The sequence below is a fragment of the Streptomyces hirsutus genome (assembly GCF_001418415.1).
GTDB classification, from domain to species: domain Bacteria; phylum Actinomycetota; class Actinomycetes; order Streptomycetales; family Streptomycetaceae; genus Streptomyces; species Streptomyces hirsutus.
Map to the genome: position 1 here is coordinate 34,835 of NZ_LIQT01000067.1, position 15,383 is coordinate 50,217.

A 15,383-nucleotide genomic window follows, 5' to 3' on the forward strand; every position below is an offset into this window, starting at 1 on the left:
ATCCGGCCATCTGTGACGAGATCCGCCTCCGGGGACTTTCCGGAGCGCCCGGCCGCGGATCACCGGGAAGGGCCGGCCCCCTGTCCGTCGGTCCTTACCGGCCCGTACCCGCCCGCCCCTCCGGTGCCCTCGGTACGCTTGCGCGCATGTACGGCTACGACCAGAACGTAGGGGCACAGCAGGGGTACGTCCCGCCGCAGCAGCAGATGCCGGGCGGCTACGGGCAGCAGCAGCAACAGCAGCAGCCGCCGCTGTACCCGGAGCCGTCCGCACCGTCGCTCGCGGACGCGGTGCGCGCCTTCACCACGGGTCAGGTGACCGCCGAGGACTTCCAGCAGGTCTTCGCGACATCCAAGGTGTACTGCCCGCGCGGCGACAACCCGGGGTTCCTCGCCCTGCACAACACCCAGCAGCCGGTGATCCCGATGTTCACCTCGCTGAAGGAGCTGCGGCGGTACGCGGGCAAGGAGTCCAAGTACTTCGTGATCACCGGCGCCGAGATGATCGACCTGCTGCCGACCGGCTACGGCTTCGTGCTGGACATGGAGGGCGAGCACCGGATGGTGTTCGACGCGAAGGCAGTGGAGCAGATGGTCGAGTTCGCGATGCGGCGCATGTATGGCTAGGGCCCGCCCCGGACGCCCCGGTCACGGGCACGCCCGGTGCCGTCGCCGGGGTCATCGTCGTCGCGTGACGGGCGGGTGATCTCCGCCCGCCCCGGAACCTGCCGAGCCCGGAGGGAATGCCCTCCGGGCTTTCTCCGTTGCTGCTGGCGGAAAGTTCAACGCTCAACTAAAATGGCCGCACGAGAGAGAGGTACCGACATGCCTGCAGTGACCGTCGAGAACCCGCTGACGCTTCCCCGTGTGACCGCTTCGGCCGATGCCGTGGCACGTCCCGTGCTCACCGTCACGACCGCGCCGAGCGGTTTCGAGGGTGAGGGCTTTCCGGTGCGCCGGGCGTTCGCCGGGATCAACTACCGTCATCTCGACCCGTTCATCATGATGGACCAGATGGGCGAGGTGGAGTACGCGCCCGGCGAGCCCAAGGGAACGCCCTGGCACCCGCACCGCGGATTCGAGACCGTCACCTACATCATCGACGGGATCTTCGACCACCAGGACTCCAACGGCGGTGGCGGCACGATCACCAACGGCGACACCCAGTGGATGACGGCCGGTTCCGGGCTGCTGCACATCGAGGCGCCGCCGGAGTCGCTGGTCATGTCCGGCGGCCTCTTCCACGGCCTCCAGCTGTGGGTGAACCTGCCGGCCAAGGACAAGATGATGGCGCCGCGCTACCAGGACATCCGCAGCGGCAGCGTCCAGCTCCTCACCTCCCCCGACGGCGGCGCGCTGCTGCGGGTCATCGCCGGTGAGCTGGACGGCCACGAGGGTCCCGGCATCACGCACACGCCGATCACGATGGTCCACGCGACGCTGGCTCCGGGCGCCGAGATCACCCTGCCCTGGCGCGAGGACTTCAACGGGCTGGCCTACGTGATGGCCGGCCGCGGCGCGGTCGGCACCGACCGCCGTCCGGTCCACGTGGGGCAGACGGCCGTCTTCGGCGCCGGTGGCTCGCTGACCGTCCGCGCGGACGAGAAGCAGGACTCGAACACGCCGGACCTGGAGGTCGTCCTGCTCGGCGGGCAGCCGATCCGGGAGCCGATGGCGCACTACGGGCCGTTCGTCATGAACACCCGCGAGGAGCTCCAGCAGGCCTTCGAGGACTTCCAGAAGGGCCGTCTGGGTTCCGTCCCGGCCGTGCACGGCATGTCGGCATCGGGACCGCAGGAGTCCTGACCCGGGAGCCCGGGGAGTCCTGAGCGGCCGAGCGCGTGGCGGCCCCGTCCGATCCCGGGCGGGGTCGTCCGCCGTTCCCGGTGCGGTGGCCGGGAGCGGAGGAGGGGAGACGACGTGCCGCTTTCGGTGCGGTGGCCCGGGACGGGCGGCCGGCGGGTGGACAGGGTGTGCCGGGCGTGATCGGCTGAGACGATGCAGGACTCCTCGTCATCTCCGTTGCTGCCCGAAGCCGTTCGGCGGTTCGCCGCCTGGTGTGCCGTCATCCTGCTCGCCTGCGGGGTCGGTTACGTCGTGGTGCTGCTGTGCGTGCAGTTCCGGACGGCCGTGATTCCCGTACTGCTCGCCCTGCTCGGGACGGCTCTGCTGCGGCCGTTGCACCGGAGGATGGTGCGGGTCGGAGTGCAGCGGTCCTTGTCGGCGGGCCTGACCTGTGTCGCCGTCGTCGCGGTGGTCGGCGGGGCGCTGTACATCGTCGTGTCCGCGCTGGTCGATTCCGGGGACCAGATCATCGCCTCGCTCAGGACCGCGGCGCGCGATCTCAGCAAGCATTTCGGGGCGGCCGACACCTCCCTGGACGACGTCGTGGGGAACGCGCGCGACCTGCTGTCCAAGTTCGGGGGCACGGCCGCGTCGGGCGTCATCAGCGGGGTCGGCGTGGTGGGCCAGGCGCTCGCCATGGCGGTGCTCGCGCTGCTGCTCGTCTTCTTCTTCCTGCGCGACTCCGACCGGGCCGCCGAGAAACTGCGCGGGCTCGTGCCGGGCGACTCCGGGGACGCGGTGCTGGCCATGGCCCGGCGAGCCTTCCGGGGCGTCGAGGGCTTCATGCGGGGGACCACCTTCATCGCCTTCATCGACGCCGTCTGCATCACCGTCGGGCTGCTGATCCTCAAGGTGCCGGGCGCCGTCGGGCTGGGCGCGCTGGTCTTCGTCGGGGCGTACATCCCCTACCTCGGGGCGTTCATCTCCGGGGCGGTGGCCGTCCTGGTGGCGCTGGCCGACCGGGGATTCCTCATCGCGCTGTGGGTGCTCGGCGTGGTCCTCGCGGTGCAGGCGCTGGAGGGGCACGTGCTCCAGCCGATGATCCAGAGCCGCACCGTGCAGATGCATCCGGCGGTCGTCATGATCGCCATCACCGCCGGTGCCTCGGTCGCCGGGATCGTCGGCATGCTGATGGCGGTACCGGTGACGGCGGCGGTCTTCGGGGTCCTGGACGAACTGCGTCAACGCCATACCGCGTCGGCGGAACCGCCCTCGAAGTCGCCCCCGGAGCCCGAGCCGTCGTGAGGTCCTTCACGGAGTGGCGCGGTCCTCGTGGGGCTTGCGGTCCTCGTGGGTGGTGCGGTCCTCGGGAGGCTTCGGGGGAGCGGCCCCGTCGGCCCTGTCCGGCGGGGCGGCCGACTCGTCCAGCTCGAACCAGATGCTCTTGCCCTTGCCGCGCGGGACGACGCCCCAGGCGTGGGCCAGGAGTTCGATCAGGAGCAGACCGCGGCCGGAGGACGCCAGCTCGCCCGGTGCGCGCAGGTGCGGGAGCTCGGCGCCCGCGTCGGTGACCTCGACGCGCATCCGGCGGCCCTGAGGCGCGTCGGTGATCTCGGCTTCGAGCAGGGCGGCGGTGTCGGTGTGCACGAGGACGTTGGTGAGCACCTCCGACAGGAGCAGGACCGCCGAGTCGACCTGGTCCGTCGAGCACCAGTCGTGCAGCAGCTCGCGCAGTTGCCGCCGGGCTTCCGCGACCCGTTCCGGTTCCGCCTGCTCCACCGTCAGCATGGTGCGGCGCAGCGACGCCCGTACCCCGTCCAGGCTCGTGCCGGCGCCGTGGCTCTCGGTCCGACGGGAGAGCAGCAGCAGGGCGATGTCGTCCTCGCGGCGGTCGATCAGAGGGCCGGTGGTGTGGTGCGAGGAAGGGCCGTGGACCGCCTGGACCAGGGCGTCCGCCAGTTCCTCCAGATTGCCCTCGTGGCGTTCGAGGATGCCGCGCAGCCGCTGCCAGCCGGTGTCCAGGTCATGGCCGCCGGTCTCGATCAGACCGTCCGTGCAGACCAGCAGGGTCTCACCGGGTTCCAGGGGCATGCGGGTGGTGGGGTAGTCGGCGTCCGGGTCGATGCCCAGCGGAAGCCCGCCGGCCGTCTGCCGGGTCAGCACGGTCGTGTCGGGCATGCGGACCGCCGGCTCGGGGTGTCCCGCGCGGGCGACGTCCAGCACTCCGCCGGCAGGGTCGACCTCCACGTAGAGGCAGGTCGCGAAGCGTGGATCGACGGGGTCCACCTCGTTGATCCCGTACAGGAAGCGGGAGGCGCGGGAGAGCACGGCGTCGGGCCGGTGCCCTTCGGAGGCGTACGCCCGCAGGGCTATCCGCACCTGGCCCATGAGCCCGGCGGCCCGTACGTCGTGGCCCTGGACATCTCCGATGATCAGGGCGAACCGTCCGTTCGGCAGGGGAATCACGTCGTACCAGTCGCCGCCCACCTGGAGGCCGCCGCCGGTGGGGATGTACCGGGCGGCGAGGGTCATGCCGGGGATGCGCTGTGGGCCGAGCCTCGGCAGCATCGAGCGCTGCAGGCCGTCGGTGAGGGCCCGCTCGCTCTCCTCGGTGCCCGCGCGGCTCAGCGCCTGGGCCAGCATCCGTGCCACGGTGGTCAGCACCGACCGCTCGTCGGGGGTGAAGGCGACCGGGTTGGCGAAGGCCGCCATCCAGGTGCCCATCGTGCGGCCGGACACGATCAGTGGCAGGAATGCCCAGGAACTGCGGCCGAAGCGTTCGGCGAGCGGCCAGGTGTGGGGATAGCGGGCCCGGTACTGCTGCGGGGTGGACAGGTAGATCGCGCGGCCCGTCCGTACCACCTCGGCGGCCGGGTAGGGCGTGTCCAGAGGCATGTAGAAGGCGTCCTCGGCGGCGGGTTCCTGCCCGTGGTGGCCGATGATGGTGAGCCGGTCGCCCGTCACGCCGAACACCGCGAGTCCGTCGGGTGAGAAGCCCGGCATCGAGAGGTTCGCCACGACCCGCAGCACTTCCTGCGTCGACCGCGCCTCGGCCAGCGCCCTGCCCGCGTCCAGCAGGAACGCCTCCCGGGACCGGCGCCAGTCGCCGGTGACCGTCCCACGGTCCGCGGGCGTGCCGGGCGCCGGGTCGGTGACCTCCTGAAGGGTTCCGGTGAGCAGGTACGCCTTGCGCAGGGGATCGAAGGTCGGCTTGGAGCGGCTGCGCACCACCCGTACGACCCGTCCCCGGTCGTCCATGATCCGGAGGCACACCTCGGAGAGGGTGCCTTCGGTGACGGCGAGCCGGACCACCCCGGTGATCTCGTTCCAGTCGACCGGGTGCAGCCGGGACCGGACCTGGGCCTCGGTGAGGGTGGTCTGCTCGGCGGGCAGCCCCAGGAGTCGTGCCGCCACCTCGTCGACCGTGACCAGCCCGGCTGCCGTGTCCCAGTGCCATCGGCCGGTGTCGACGAGGGCGAGGACCTCCTCCATGGCCGGCAGGGGCTCACCTGTACGCATTGCCCCACTTTATGGAGATTCAGCACAAAAATGCTACCGGCGTTCTCCGTGGCACCGGCAGGCAATCCTGGGGCGGCGATCTTGGACCGGCCGGTAGGCTTGGGGGAGTTTCACGTGAAACAAAGACCCCGATCCGCGAAGGCTGGATGAACGACGATGCATCGGTACAGGTCCCACACCTGCGGCGAGCTCCGCGCCTCTGACGTCGGCACCGACGTCCGGTTGAGCGGCTGGCTGCACAATCGGCGCGACCTGGGCGGCATCCTTTTCATCGATCTGCGCGATCACTACGGCATCACGCAGCTCGTGGCCCGTCCCGGCACGCCCGCCTACGAGGCCCTGGACCGGCTCTCCAAGGAGACCGTCGTCCGGATCGACGGCAAGGTCGTCTCCCGCGGCACGGAGAACGTCAACCCCGAACTGCCGACCGGTGAGGTCGAGGTCGAGGTCGGCGAGGTCGAGGTGCTGGGCGCGGCGGCCCCGCTCCCCTTCACGATCAACGCCGAGGACGGGGTCAACGAGGAGCGGCGCCTGGAGTACCGCTTCCTGGACCTGCGCCGCGAGCGCATGCACCGCAACATCCTGCTGCGGACGTCGGTGATCTCGGCCATCCGCCACAAGATGACGGCGCTGGGCTTCAACGAGATGGCGACGCCGATCCTCAGCGCGACCTCTCCCGAGGGCGCCCGCGACTTCGTCGTCCCGTCGCGTCTCAACGCGGGCAAGTTCTACGCGCTGCCGCAGGCTCCGCAGCAGTTCAAGCAGCTGCTGATGGTCTCCGGCTTCGACCGTTACTTCCAGATCGCGCCCTGCTTCCGCGACGAGGACGCCCGCGCGGACCGCTCGCCGGGCGAGTTCTACCAGCTCGACGTGGAGATGAGCTTCGTCGAGCAGGAGGACGTCTTCCAGCCCATCGAGAAGCTCATGACCGAGCTCTTCGAGGAGTTCGGCAACGGCCGTCACGTGACCTCGCCGTTCCCGCGGATCCCGTTCCGCGAGGCGATGCTGAAGTACGGCTCCGACAAGCCGGACCTGCGCGCCAAGCTGGAGCTCGTCGACATCACCGACGTCTTCGAGGGGTCGGAGTTCAAGGCGTTCGCCGGCAAGCACGTGCGCGCGCTGCCGGTGCCGGACGTCTCCGGTCAGTCGCGCAAGTTCTTCGACCAGCTCGGTGACTACGCGGTCTCGCAGGGCGCCAAGGGCCTGGCGTGGGTGCGGGTGGCCGAGGACGGCTCGCTGACCGGCCCGATCGCGAAGTTCCTGACCGAGGCGAACATCGCGGAGCTGACCAAGCGGCTGTCCCTCGCCCCCGGCCACGCGGTGTTCTTCGGCGCGGGCGAGTTCGACGAGGTCTCCAAGATCATGGGCGCCGTCCGGGTCGAGGCCGCGAAGCGGGCCGGCCAGTTCGAGGAGGACGTCTTCCGCTTCTGCTGGATCGTCGACTTCCCGATGTACGAGAAGGACGAGGAGACGGGGCGGATCGACTTCTCGCACAACCCCTTCTCGATGCCGCAGGGCGGTCTGGAGGCCCTGGAGACCCAGGACCCGCTGGACATCCTGGGCTGGCAGTACGACATCGTCTGCAACGGCGTCGAGCTGTCCTCGGGCGCGATCCGTAACCACGAGCCGGACATCATGATCAAGGCCTTCGAGATCGCGGGCTACGACCGTGAGACGGTCGAGGACAAGTTCGCCGGCATGCTGCGCGCCTTCCGCTTCGGCGCCCCGCCGCACGGCGGCATCGCGCCCGGCGTCGACCGCATCGTCATGCTCCTCGCCGACGAGCCCAACATCCGCGAGACCATCGCCTTCCCGCTCAACGGCAACGCCCAGGACCTGATGATGGGCGCCCCGACGGAGCTGGACGAGGCCCGCCTGAAGGAACTGCACCTGACGGTGCGCAAGCCGCAGCCGAAGTAGGCCACAGGCACAGCATGAAAGCGGCTCGGAACCGGACACCGGTTCCGAGCCGCTTTCTGTTCGGACGCGGTCAGTACAGGGCCTTGTATCCGCCCCAGCCGGTGCCGATCTGGGTCCGTGCGCCGATGCCGCCCTTTCCGTTGCCGTAGTTGCGGAACAGCTTGCCGGAGGTGTCCCGGGAGATCAGGTCGCCGATGCCGTCGCGGTTGAGGTCGCCCACGCCGACGACGGCGTTGTAGGAGCCGCCCCACTTGGTGGCGATCCTGACGCGGGTCTTGAAGGTGCCGGTACGTGTGCCGTTGTAGCGGTAGAGGTTGTTGGACTTGTCCTGGGCGAGCAGGTCGCCGATGCCGTCACCGGTGATGTCTCCGACGGCGACGATCTTCTTGTACGTCTTCCAGTTGCTCATGATCTTGACGCGGGCGGAGAGCTTGCCCGCGCTGGTGCCCTTGTAGAGGTACATGTCCCCGGTGGACGCCTTGCGGACGATCAGGTCAGGGCGTCCGTCCCCGGTGATGTCACCGGTCGAGAGCATGATGTCGTACTGGTTCCAGCCGCTCTTGCCGATCGTGGTGTACGGCGTCGACGCCTTCAGCGCGGCCCCGCACTTCGGCTTGTAGAGCCGCAGCGAGCCGTTGCTCGGCCGTACGACGAGATCGTTGCAGCGGTCGCCGCTCAGGTCACCGAAGGGCACGACCGTGGTCCCCTTCGGCCAGCCGGTACCGCCCACCTTGGACGAGAGGGTGCCCTTGCCCGTGCCCCGGTGGATGGTCAGGGAGCCCGTGGAGTTCATGGTGAGCAGGTCGCCGGTGCCGTCCGAACCGCTGTAGTCGTGGCGTACGGGCGAGCCTCCGGTCAGCGTGCCGCTGCCGCTGCCGATGGTCACGGCCGTGGAGGTGCCGAGGCCGGTCGCCTTCAGGCTCCACTTGAACTGGCCGTTGGGGAAGCGGACACCGCCCGCTGTCCTGCCGTCCCAGTTCGCCGTCACCCGTGCGGTGGCCGCGCCGCCGGTGAGGGTGCGGGTGGCCTTGCCGGTCTCGCCGCTCTGCACGGACGTGAACGTCAGCGACCAGGAGGTGACGGGGCGGGACAGCAGCCAGGTGCCGGTCCAGGGCTTCGCGGCGGTCAGGTTCGCCTGGGCGGCGGCGTCCGTCGTGAACGCGGTCGGGGCCGTCGGGGAGAAGCCGGTCGTGGCGACATGGGTGCGCTCGTGGATGTCGAACCAGGCCACCAGGCCCGTGTACTCGTCCACGGTCCAGCGGTGGCGGCGGTCGGCGGCCAGGCCGGTGTCCGGTATCTCGGAGGCCAGTACGCGGGTGGCGCCGGTGGCCGCGTCGGTCAGGACGAGGGTGCCGGCCGCGTGGTCGTGGCGGACCGTGAAGCCGTCGCCGAGCAGTACGTCACCCGGGGTGACGGCGCGGGAGGTGCCGGCCTTGGTGTCGTACACGCCCGCCGAGGAAGTGCCGCAGGACCAGTACAGCCAGCGGCCCGCCGCCTGCAGCTCGCTCGGGACGCAGCGCGCGCCCGGGACGGCGATCGTGGTGAGGGTCTTCTTCTCCGTCAGGCTGTAGGAGGTGACCCGGCCGACGGTGCTGGTGGCGCTCCACAGCACAGGGCCGTTGAGGGCGGCGGCCTGGACCGGGCGCTTCAGCAGTTGGCCGTAGCCGAACCGGCCGACGTACTGGGCCGGGGCGGAACCGCCGGAGTGGTAGACCGCGTAGTCGTCGGAGACGTCGACGATGCTGCCGCCCGTGGTGTTGAACCCCAGGGCGTTGTAGCCGATCGGGACCAGCCGGTCCGAGCCCGGCACGGGGCCGTCCTCGTAGACGTCCGAGGCCCCCTCCAGGTAGACGTCCCGGGGCGAGGTGACCGTGTTGCCCCACAGGGCCGAGCACGTGGTGTCCGGGTAGGGGCACTTCGGGTGGATCTTGGCGCTCTCGGTGGCGGGGGACGCGGTGAGCACCGTACCGCCGTTGGTCGTCAGGGTCCGTACGGAGGTGGTGTGGAGGCCGTTGGCATTGCCGGGGTCGACCTGTGCGACCCGCAGGCTGCCGCGGCTGAGGGCGATGCCCGTCTTGGCGTTCTCGACCGCGGGCACCTGGTACAGCTTCGTCAGCTTCGGCGTGCCGTCCGCGGCCGTGCTCACGCGCTGCACCCACCAGTCGGTGGCGCCCGTGCCGCCGCTGACGAGAGCGGTGTCACCGGGTCCGCTTACCGCGAACCTGCCGGCCTTCTCCAGCAGGGTGCGGGACGAGCCGTCGGTGAGGGAGAGGGCCGTCAGACTGCTGGCGCCCGTCTGCGGAGGCAGCAGCAGCCAGTCACCGATCAGGGCCGGCTTGGCACTCTGGTAGGGACCCGGCAGCTCGACGAACTCCTCCTCGCCGCCCGGCTCGGTGCGCGGCTTGACGTGCAGACCGCCGTCGCCGTACCAGCCGACCCTGTCCTCGCTCAGGACGGCGGGGGCGGTGGCGGAGACGCCGCTGAACGCCTTGGTGACGGCGGCCGACTCGATGTCGATGTAGTACAGGCCGGTGCCCGACCTGACCAGCACCCCGGCCGCGTCGGCGGCCAGGACGTAGCCGTCGTTGACCACCACGTCGGCTGGTGCGAAGGGGCGCTCGCGGCGCTCGCCGGCCACGGTGTCGACGAGGGTACGGCTGGTGACGACGGTGGTCCCGGCCAGCGCCCGGTAGGGGTACGCGGACGTCACGGTCGACGTCTTGCGGGTAGCCGGGTCCCACAGGGTGACGGCGGTGGCGGACGTGCTCGTCGGCAGGGCGACGAGGTCGCCGTCCGAGCCGTACCAGGCCTGCCGGCACGTCGAGCCGAGGTCCTCGCACGGCGCCGTCTGCGTGAAGACGCCGTCCGGGGTCCGCACGCCGACGGTGGTGCCGTCCGCGTAGCTCGTCCACAGCAGTCCGGGGACTCCCGACTGCCGGTGCAGGAAGCCACTGGGACCGGCGGCGAACGGCCGTTCGCCGCGCGGCTGGGGCGAGGCCGGATCGGTGAGCGTGATCCTGGTGGTGCCGGCCGCGCTCTGCGCGCCCGCGGCCCGAGCGGGATCGCTGCTTCCGGTGAGGACGGTGACGGACGCGGCCGCGACCGCGAGCGTGGCGACGATGGCGGTCAGACCGCCCCGTCCCAGGGCGTGTCTGCCCACGTGAGGTTCCCTCCCCGCGAGGGTCCCCTGCCCTCGCACAAGTGAGCGGACTCTACCAGGGGGTTTTCAGCTCTTTTCGCGCCCTCGGATCTTGAACAAGCCACGGGGCCCGCTTCCTGGACCTGCGTCGCGAGCGCATGCACCGCGACATCCTGCCGCGCACGCGGATATGAGCGGCCTCTGACGCTACGTCTTCAGGGCTGCTCGGAGGCGTCCGTCGGCACGGTCGGGCCCTCCTTGAGAACGTCCTCGGCCGTGGTGGCCGTCAAGGAGCGATCGAACCAGGCGGTGAGCGTGTCGAGGTCGGTGCAGGTGGTGATGCGCTCGTGGACGCTGTCGGGGATCGTGAGCCCGCGTACCTGCAGTGCGCGCAGGATGTCCTCGGCCTTTCCCTCGGCCTTTCCCTCCAGGTACGTCTCCTCGATCAGGGTTCCGCTTCCCGGGAAGTGACTGGCGAAGCTCATCAGATCTCTCCATTTCTGCTTGGTCGGAGTGTTCTCCAGGCCGATTTCCACCAGCTCGAACCAGTACGACATGGTGTGCGGAGCGAGGCACGCGAATCCATGGGCCACCGTGTCCAGTATGGCGTCCGCCCTGCGGTCCCCGCTGTGAACAATGGCCGAGAGTGCCGACAGTGCCGGCTGTCGGGTCACCATCGACGTGTCGGTGACCTTCGGGACGGTCTGCGGTCCCAGGACGAACGGGCGTGTGGTCTGGGTCGACCACGGACCCACGGCGCATGCGAAGGGTCCCATCGCCCAGGCTGCCGTGGCCCGGTCCCGGCAGACGATCACCAGCAGCACCGGCATGTCGAACTTCGCGCTCAGATAGGCGACGTAGTAGGACCAGCTTCTGGCCTTGTCCGGGTCCTTCTTCGTCTGGGACTCGACGGCGAGCAGGAAGCTCTCCCCCATGTCGGGCTCGAACTTGAGCACCGTGTCGACGCGACGCTCGAGTGGCCGGATCTCCGTGGTGTCGGGGGAGAGTTCGCCGAAGTCCTGCTTCACGGGCGGGGGAAGCCGCAGCGCCTCGAAGACGGGTGCGAGGGCTTCCGGGTGCTCCTGGAGGAGCCGATGGGAGACCTCGTGTGTCGATGTGACCATGGGAGTGAGCCTGGTGGGCCCATGATCCCGGCGTGGGGCATATGCGGGGGCATTCACCCGTTCGGGAGCTGGAAAAACGTTCCAGGGAAACAGGACGTTGACTTGCTCCCCGGACGTGCGGGTCAGCGGGCCACGAACTGGGTGAGGATGGCCTGCACCTCGTAGATGTCGACGCCCTTGGTGAAGGTCTTCTGCACCGGGGTGGAGGTGCCGGAGAGCCAGATCTTCAGCTCGGCGTCGAGGTCGAAGGTGCCGGCCGTCTCGACGGCGAAGTGGGTGATGCTGCGGTACGGGATGGAGTGGTACTCGGTCTTCTTGCCGGTGATGCCCTGCTTGTCGATCAGGATCAGCCGGCGGTCGGTGAAGAGGATGGTGTCGCGGATCAGCAGGTAGGCGGCGTGCACCTGCTCGCCGTGGCCCAGGAGACGGGCGTACTCCTGCTGCGCCTGCGCCGGGTCGATGCTGTGCGCGTTGCCGAACAGTGCCATGAAAGGTCCCCTGCGTGAAGTGGTCTTCGTATGAAGTGATCTTTCCTGGACGTTATCGGACATTGCTGAACGCGTCAGGGCCCGGGAACCTTTGTTCCCGGGCCCTGACGTCGGTGGTGCGGGGTTGTTACGCGGGCTGCGGCTCGCCGCCGAAGCGCTCCTTGTACGCGTCCAGGTCGTCGTCCGTCAGCTTGGCGAAGAGGACCGGCGGGACGATGAAGGGCGTGCCGGCCGGGACGGAGGTGAGGGAACGGGCCTCCTCGGCGGTGACCCAGGTCGCGGTGTCACCGGTCAGGGAGAAGACCTGGCGCATCGCCGCCGACGTCGACGGGATGAACGGCTCCGACACCACCGCGTACAGGCGGATCAGGTTCATCGCCGTACGCAGGGTGAGGGCGGCGCCGTCCTTGTCGGTCTTGATCTCCAGCCAGGGCGCCTTCTCCTCCAGGTAGGAGTTGCCCGCGGACCACAGGGCGCGCAGGGCGGCCGCCGCCTTGCGGAACTGCAGCGCCTCCATCTGGGTCTCGTACTCCGCGAGGAGCGAAGCGATCTCCTCGCCGAGCCTGGTCTCGGCCTCGCCGGGCTCGCCGCCCGCCGGGACCTCCTCGCCGAAGCGCTTCTTCGAGAAGGACAGGACACGGTTGACGAAGTTGCCCAGGGTGTCGGCCAGGTCCTTGTTCACCGTGGCGGTGAAGTGCTCCCAGGTGAACGACGCGTCGTCCGACTCCGGCGCGTTGGCGATCAGGAAGTACCGCCAGTAGTCGGCCGGGAGGATGTCCAGCGCCTGGTCGGTGAAGACACCGCGCTTCTGGGAGGTGGAGAACTTGCCGCCGTAGTACGTCAGCCAGTTGAAGGCCTTGACGTAGTCGACCTTCTTCCACGGCTCGCGGACGCCCAGCTGGGTGGCCGGGAACATCACCGTGTGGAACGGGACGTTGTCCTTCGCCATGAACTCCGTGTAGCGGACGGTGTCGTCCGCCTCGTACCACCACGACTTCCAGTCGCGCGTCTCACCGTCGGGCGCGGAGTCCGCCCACTCCTTCGTCGCGGCGATGTACTCGATCGGGGCGTCGAACCAGACGTAGAAGACCTTGCCCTCGGCCGCCAGGTCCGGCCAGGTGTCGGCCGGCACCGGGACGCCCCAGTCCAGGTCGCGGGTGATCGCGCGGTCGTGCAGGCCCTCGGTCAGCCACTTGCGCGCGATGGACGCGGCCAGCTGGGGCCACTCCTCCTCGTGCCGGGCCACCCACTCCTCGACCTCGTGCTGGAGCTTCGACTGGAGGAGGAAGAGGTGCTTGGTCTCGCGGACCTCCAGCTCCGTGGAGCCGGAGATCGCCGACCGCGGGTCGAGCAGGTCGGTGGGGTCCAGCACACGGGTGCAGTTCTCGCACTGGTCGCCGCGCGCCTTGTCGTAGCCACAGTGCGGGCAGGTGCCCTCCACGTAGCGGTCCGGGAGGAAGCGGCCGTCGGCCGGGCTGTAGACCTGCCGGATCGCGCGCTCCTCGATGAACCCGTTCTCCCGGAGGCGGCGGGCGAAGTGCTGCGTGATCTCCACGTTCTGCTGCGAGGAACTGCGGCCGAAGTGGTCGAAGGCGAGGGCGAAGCCGTCGTAGACCGCCTTCTGCGCGTCGTGCGCCTGCGCGCAGAACACGTCGACGGGCAGGCCCTGGTCCTTCGCGGCCAGCTCGGCCGGGGTGCCGTGCTCGTCCGTCGCGCAGATGTACAGGACGTCGTGACCGCGCTGACGCAGATAACGGGAGTAGACGTCCGCCGGGAGCATGGACCCCACCATGTTGCCCAGGTGCTTGATCCCGTTGATGTACGGAAGGGCGCTGGTGATGAGGTGTCGAGCCATCGGGGGCTGCTCCCAGGTTGAAACGTACGGAACCTCCAAATCGTAGCCGACACGGGTGCGCCGCCCGCTTCTCGTTTTATGGGCTGAGAAGCGGGCGGCGCGGGGGTGTGCGGGAGGGGCGGTGCCCGTCTGTCACCCGTGGGGCCGGAGGCCGGCCCCACGGGTCAGGGACGCCAGGACTCCAGTACGGCCTCGTAGAGCTCCTTGTCGGTGAGCTCCAGGGGAGACTCGCCGGCGAGGAAGTGGGCCGTGTTCGGCGTCTTCAGCTTGCGGAGGTAGTCGAACGCCTTGTTGTCCGGGTCTCCGAAGGCGACGAACGAGAAGAAGACGGAGGAGTGGGTCTTCGCGGCCTCCGTGAGGGCCTGGGTCGCGGGGGTCTTCGCGTCGGGGGCGCCGTCCGTCTGGAAGACCACCAGGGCGGGCGTGCCGGGTGCCGCCTTGTCGTGCAGCGCGAGGACCTCGGCCACGGCCGCGTGGTAGCTGGTCCGGCCCATACGGCCGAGGGACGCGTGCAGGGTGTCGATCTTGTTCTCGTGGTCGGCGAGGGTCAGCTCGCCGGTTCCGTCGATCTCGGTGGAGAAGAAGACGACCTTGACCGTGACGGACCCGGGGTCCGTGTCGAGGTGGGCCGCGAGAGCGAGGGTCTGCTCGGCGAGCGCCTGTGCGGAGCCGTCCTTGTAGTACGGGCGCATCGACGCGGAGCGGTCCAGGACGAGGTAGACCTTGGCGCGGGTGTCGGCGAGGCCGCGCTCCGCGAGGGCCTGGCCTGCGGCTTCGTAGGCGGTGCGGAGTGCCTCCGGCGTTTTGAGGGGGGTGGTGGGGCCGGCGTCGGGCTCGGTCTCGGCGTCGGCCTTGGTCGTGTTCTCACCCGCACCGCTTGTGCGGCTTTCGTCGTCGGGTGCGGGCGGCCCCTGGGGGGTGTCCTCGCCGTCGGCGGCCTCGGGCTGGGATTCCGGGGTTGCCTCCGGCTCCGGCTCCGACGTCGTTGCTGCCGCGGACTGTGCTTCCGGCTCCGGCGTCGGTTCCGGCTCTGCCTTCGGAGTGGCCTCGGCTGCGGGTTCCGGTTCCGGATTCGGCTCTGGTGCCGCCTCGGTCACCGGCTCGGCCTGCGGCTGCTCGGGCTGGGCCTTCGGGGCGGCTTCGGCCACCGGCTGGGGCTCGGGCTCGGGCTCGGTCTTGGCTTCGGGCTCGGGGGTGGTGTCGGGCTCGGCCTCGGTCTTGGCCTCAGCCTCGGGGGTGGTGTCGGCCTCGGGCTTGGCTTCAGCCTCAGCCTCGGGCTCGGCATCGAGGGCTGTGTCGGCCTCGGTCACCGGCTGGGGCTCAGGCTCGGGCTCGGTCTTGGCTTCGGGCTCGGGGGTGGTGTCGGCCTCAGCCTCGGGCTCGGCATCGAGGGCTGTGTCGGCCTCGAGCTTGGGCTCGGCCTTGGTGTCGGCCTCAGCTTCGGGGGCTGTGTCGGCCTCGGTCACCGGCTCGGCCTGCGGCTGCTCGGGCTGGGCCTTCGGGGCGGCTTCGGCCACCGGCTGGGGCTCAGGCTCGGGCTCGGGGGTGGTGTCG

10 protein-coding genes are annotated in these 15,383 nt (G+C 69.9%); 4 read left to right on the forward strand and 6 right to left on the reverse strand.

Annotated features, from left to right (window positions below):
• Positions 1 to 146: 146 nt before the first annotated feature.
• The 3 genes from AOK11_RS06075 to AOK11_RS06085 all read left to right on the forward strand — a co-directional run bounded on the left by AOK11_RS06075 (position 147) and on the right by AOK11_RS06085 (position 3,089).
• Positions 147 to 626, forward strand: a complete 480-nt coding sequence (locus AOK11_RS06075; RefSeq protein ID WP_055592595.1) for an SseB family protein — start codon at positions 147 to 149, stop codon at positions 624 to 626.
• Positions 627 to 824: 198 nt separating this feature from the next.
• Positions 825 to 1,805: a pirin family protein gene (locus AOK11_RS06080; protein ID WP_055592596.1), complete on the forward strand. Its 981-nt coding sequence runs from the start codon at positions 825 to 827 to the stop codon at positions 1,803 to 1,805.
• Between the two features lie 192 nt (positions 1,806 to 1,997).
• Positions 1,998 to 3,089 (forward strand): AI-2E family transporter, encoded by a 1,092-nt coding sequence (locus AOK11_RS06085; RefSeq protein ID WP_055592597.1) that lies wholly within the window; start codon positions 1,998 to 2,000, stop codon positions 3,087 to 3,089.
• 6 nt (positions 3,090 to 3,095) lie between these two features.
• Here AOK11_RS06085 and AOK11_RS06090 read toward each other — a convergent pair whose 3' ends face one another.
• The gene (locus AOK11_RS06090) at positions 3,096 to 5,303 is read right to left on the reverse strand and encodes an ATP-binding SpoIIE family protein phosphatase (protein WP_079034667.1); all 2,208 of its coding nucleotides are present in this window, start codon (positions 5,301 to 5,303) and stop codon (positions 3,096 to 3,098) included.
• Positions 5,304 to 5,459: 156 nt separating this feature from the next.
• On the opposite strand from AOK11_RS06090, the gene aspS reads away from it, so the two are divergent.
• Positions 5,460 to 7,223, forward strand: coding sequence for an aspartate--tRNA ligase (gene aspS, locus AOK11_RS06095; protein ID WP_055592598.1), 1,764 nt, complete (start codon positions 5,460 to 5,462; stop codon positions 7,221 to 7,223).
• 70 nt (positions 7,224 to 7,293) lie between these two features.
• On the opposite strand, the gene AOK11_RS06100 is transcribed toward aspS, so the two are convergent.
• From AOK11_RS06100 to AOK11_RS06120, 5 genes are all read right to left on the reverse strand, one after another.
• On the reverse strand, positions 7,294 to 10,383 hold the full coding sequence (locus AOK11_RS06100; RefSeq protein ID WP_055592599.1) for an FG-GAP repeat domain-containing protein: 3,090 nt from the start codon (positions 10,381 to 10,383) through the stop codon (positions 7,294 to 7,296).
• 194 nt (positions 10,384 to 10,577) lie between these two features.
• Positions 10,578 to 11,486, reverse strand: coding sequence for a hypothetical protein (locus AOK11_RS06105; RefSeq protein ID WP_055592600.1), 909 nt, complete (start codon positions 11,484 to 11,486; stop codon positions 10,578 to 10,580).
• Between the two features lie 122 nt (positions 11,487 to 11,608).
• The gene (locus tag AOK11_RS06110) at positions 11,609 to 11,974 is read right to left on the reverse strand and encodes a PH domain-containing protein (protein WP_055592601.1); all 366 of its coding nucleotides are present in this window, start codon (positions 11,972 to 11,974) and stop codon (positions 11,609 to 11,611) included.
• 127 nt (positions 11,975 to 12,101) lie between these two features.
• Positions 12,102 to 13,829 carry a methionine--tRNA ligase gene (metG, locus tag AOK11_RS06115; protein ID WP_055592602.1) on the reverse strand — a complete coding sequence of 576 codons (1,728 nt, stop codon included), beginning with the start codon at positions 13,827 to 13,829 and terminating at the stop codon, positions 12,102 to 12,104.
• A 164-nt stretch (positions 13,830 to 13,993) separates the two neighbouring features.
• The coding region (locus tag AOK11_RS06120) for a VWA domain-containing protein (RefSeq protein WP_240497237.1) at positions 13,994 to 15,383 on the reverse strand (1,390 nt) is incomplete at its 5' end.

Coding starts and splice junctions, on each gene's coding strand:
- AOK11_RS06075 (WP_055592595.1), top strand. CDS start 147: ATGTACGGCTACGACCAGAACGTAGGGGCACAGCAGGGGTACGTCCCG.
- AOK11_RS06080 (WP_055592596.1), top strand. CDS start 825: ATGCCTGCAGTGACCGTCGAGAACCCGCTGACGCTTCCCCGTGTGACC.
- AOK11_RS06085 (WP_055592597.1), top strand. CDS start 1,998: ATGCAGGACTCCTCGTCATCTCCGTTGCTGCCCGAAGCCGTTCGGCGG.
- AOK11_RS06090 (WP_079034667.1), bottom strand. CDS start 5,303: ATGCGTACAGGTGAGCCCCTGCCGGCCATGGAGGAGGTCCTCGCCCTC.
- aspS (WP_055592598.1), top strand. CDS start 5,460: ATGCATCGGTACAGGTCCCACACCTGCGGCGAGCTCCGCGCCTCTGAC.
- AOK11_RS06105 (WP_055592600.1), bottom strand. CDS start 11,486: ATGGTCACATCGACACACGAGGTCTCCCATCGGCTCCTCCAGGAGCAC.
- AOK11_RS06110 (WP_055592601.1), bottom strand. CDS start 11,974: ATGGCACTGTTCGGCAACGCGCACAGCATCGACCCGGCGCAGGCGCAG.
- metG (WP_055592602.1), bottom strand. CDS start 13,829: ATGGCTCGACACCTCATCACCAGCGCCCTTCCGTACATCAACGGGATC.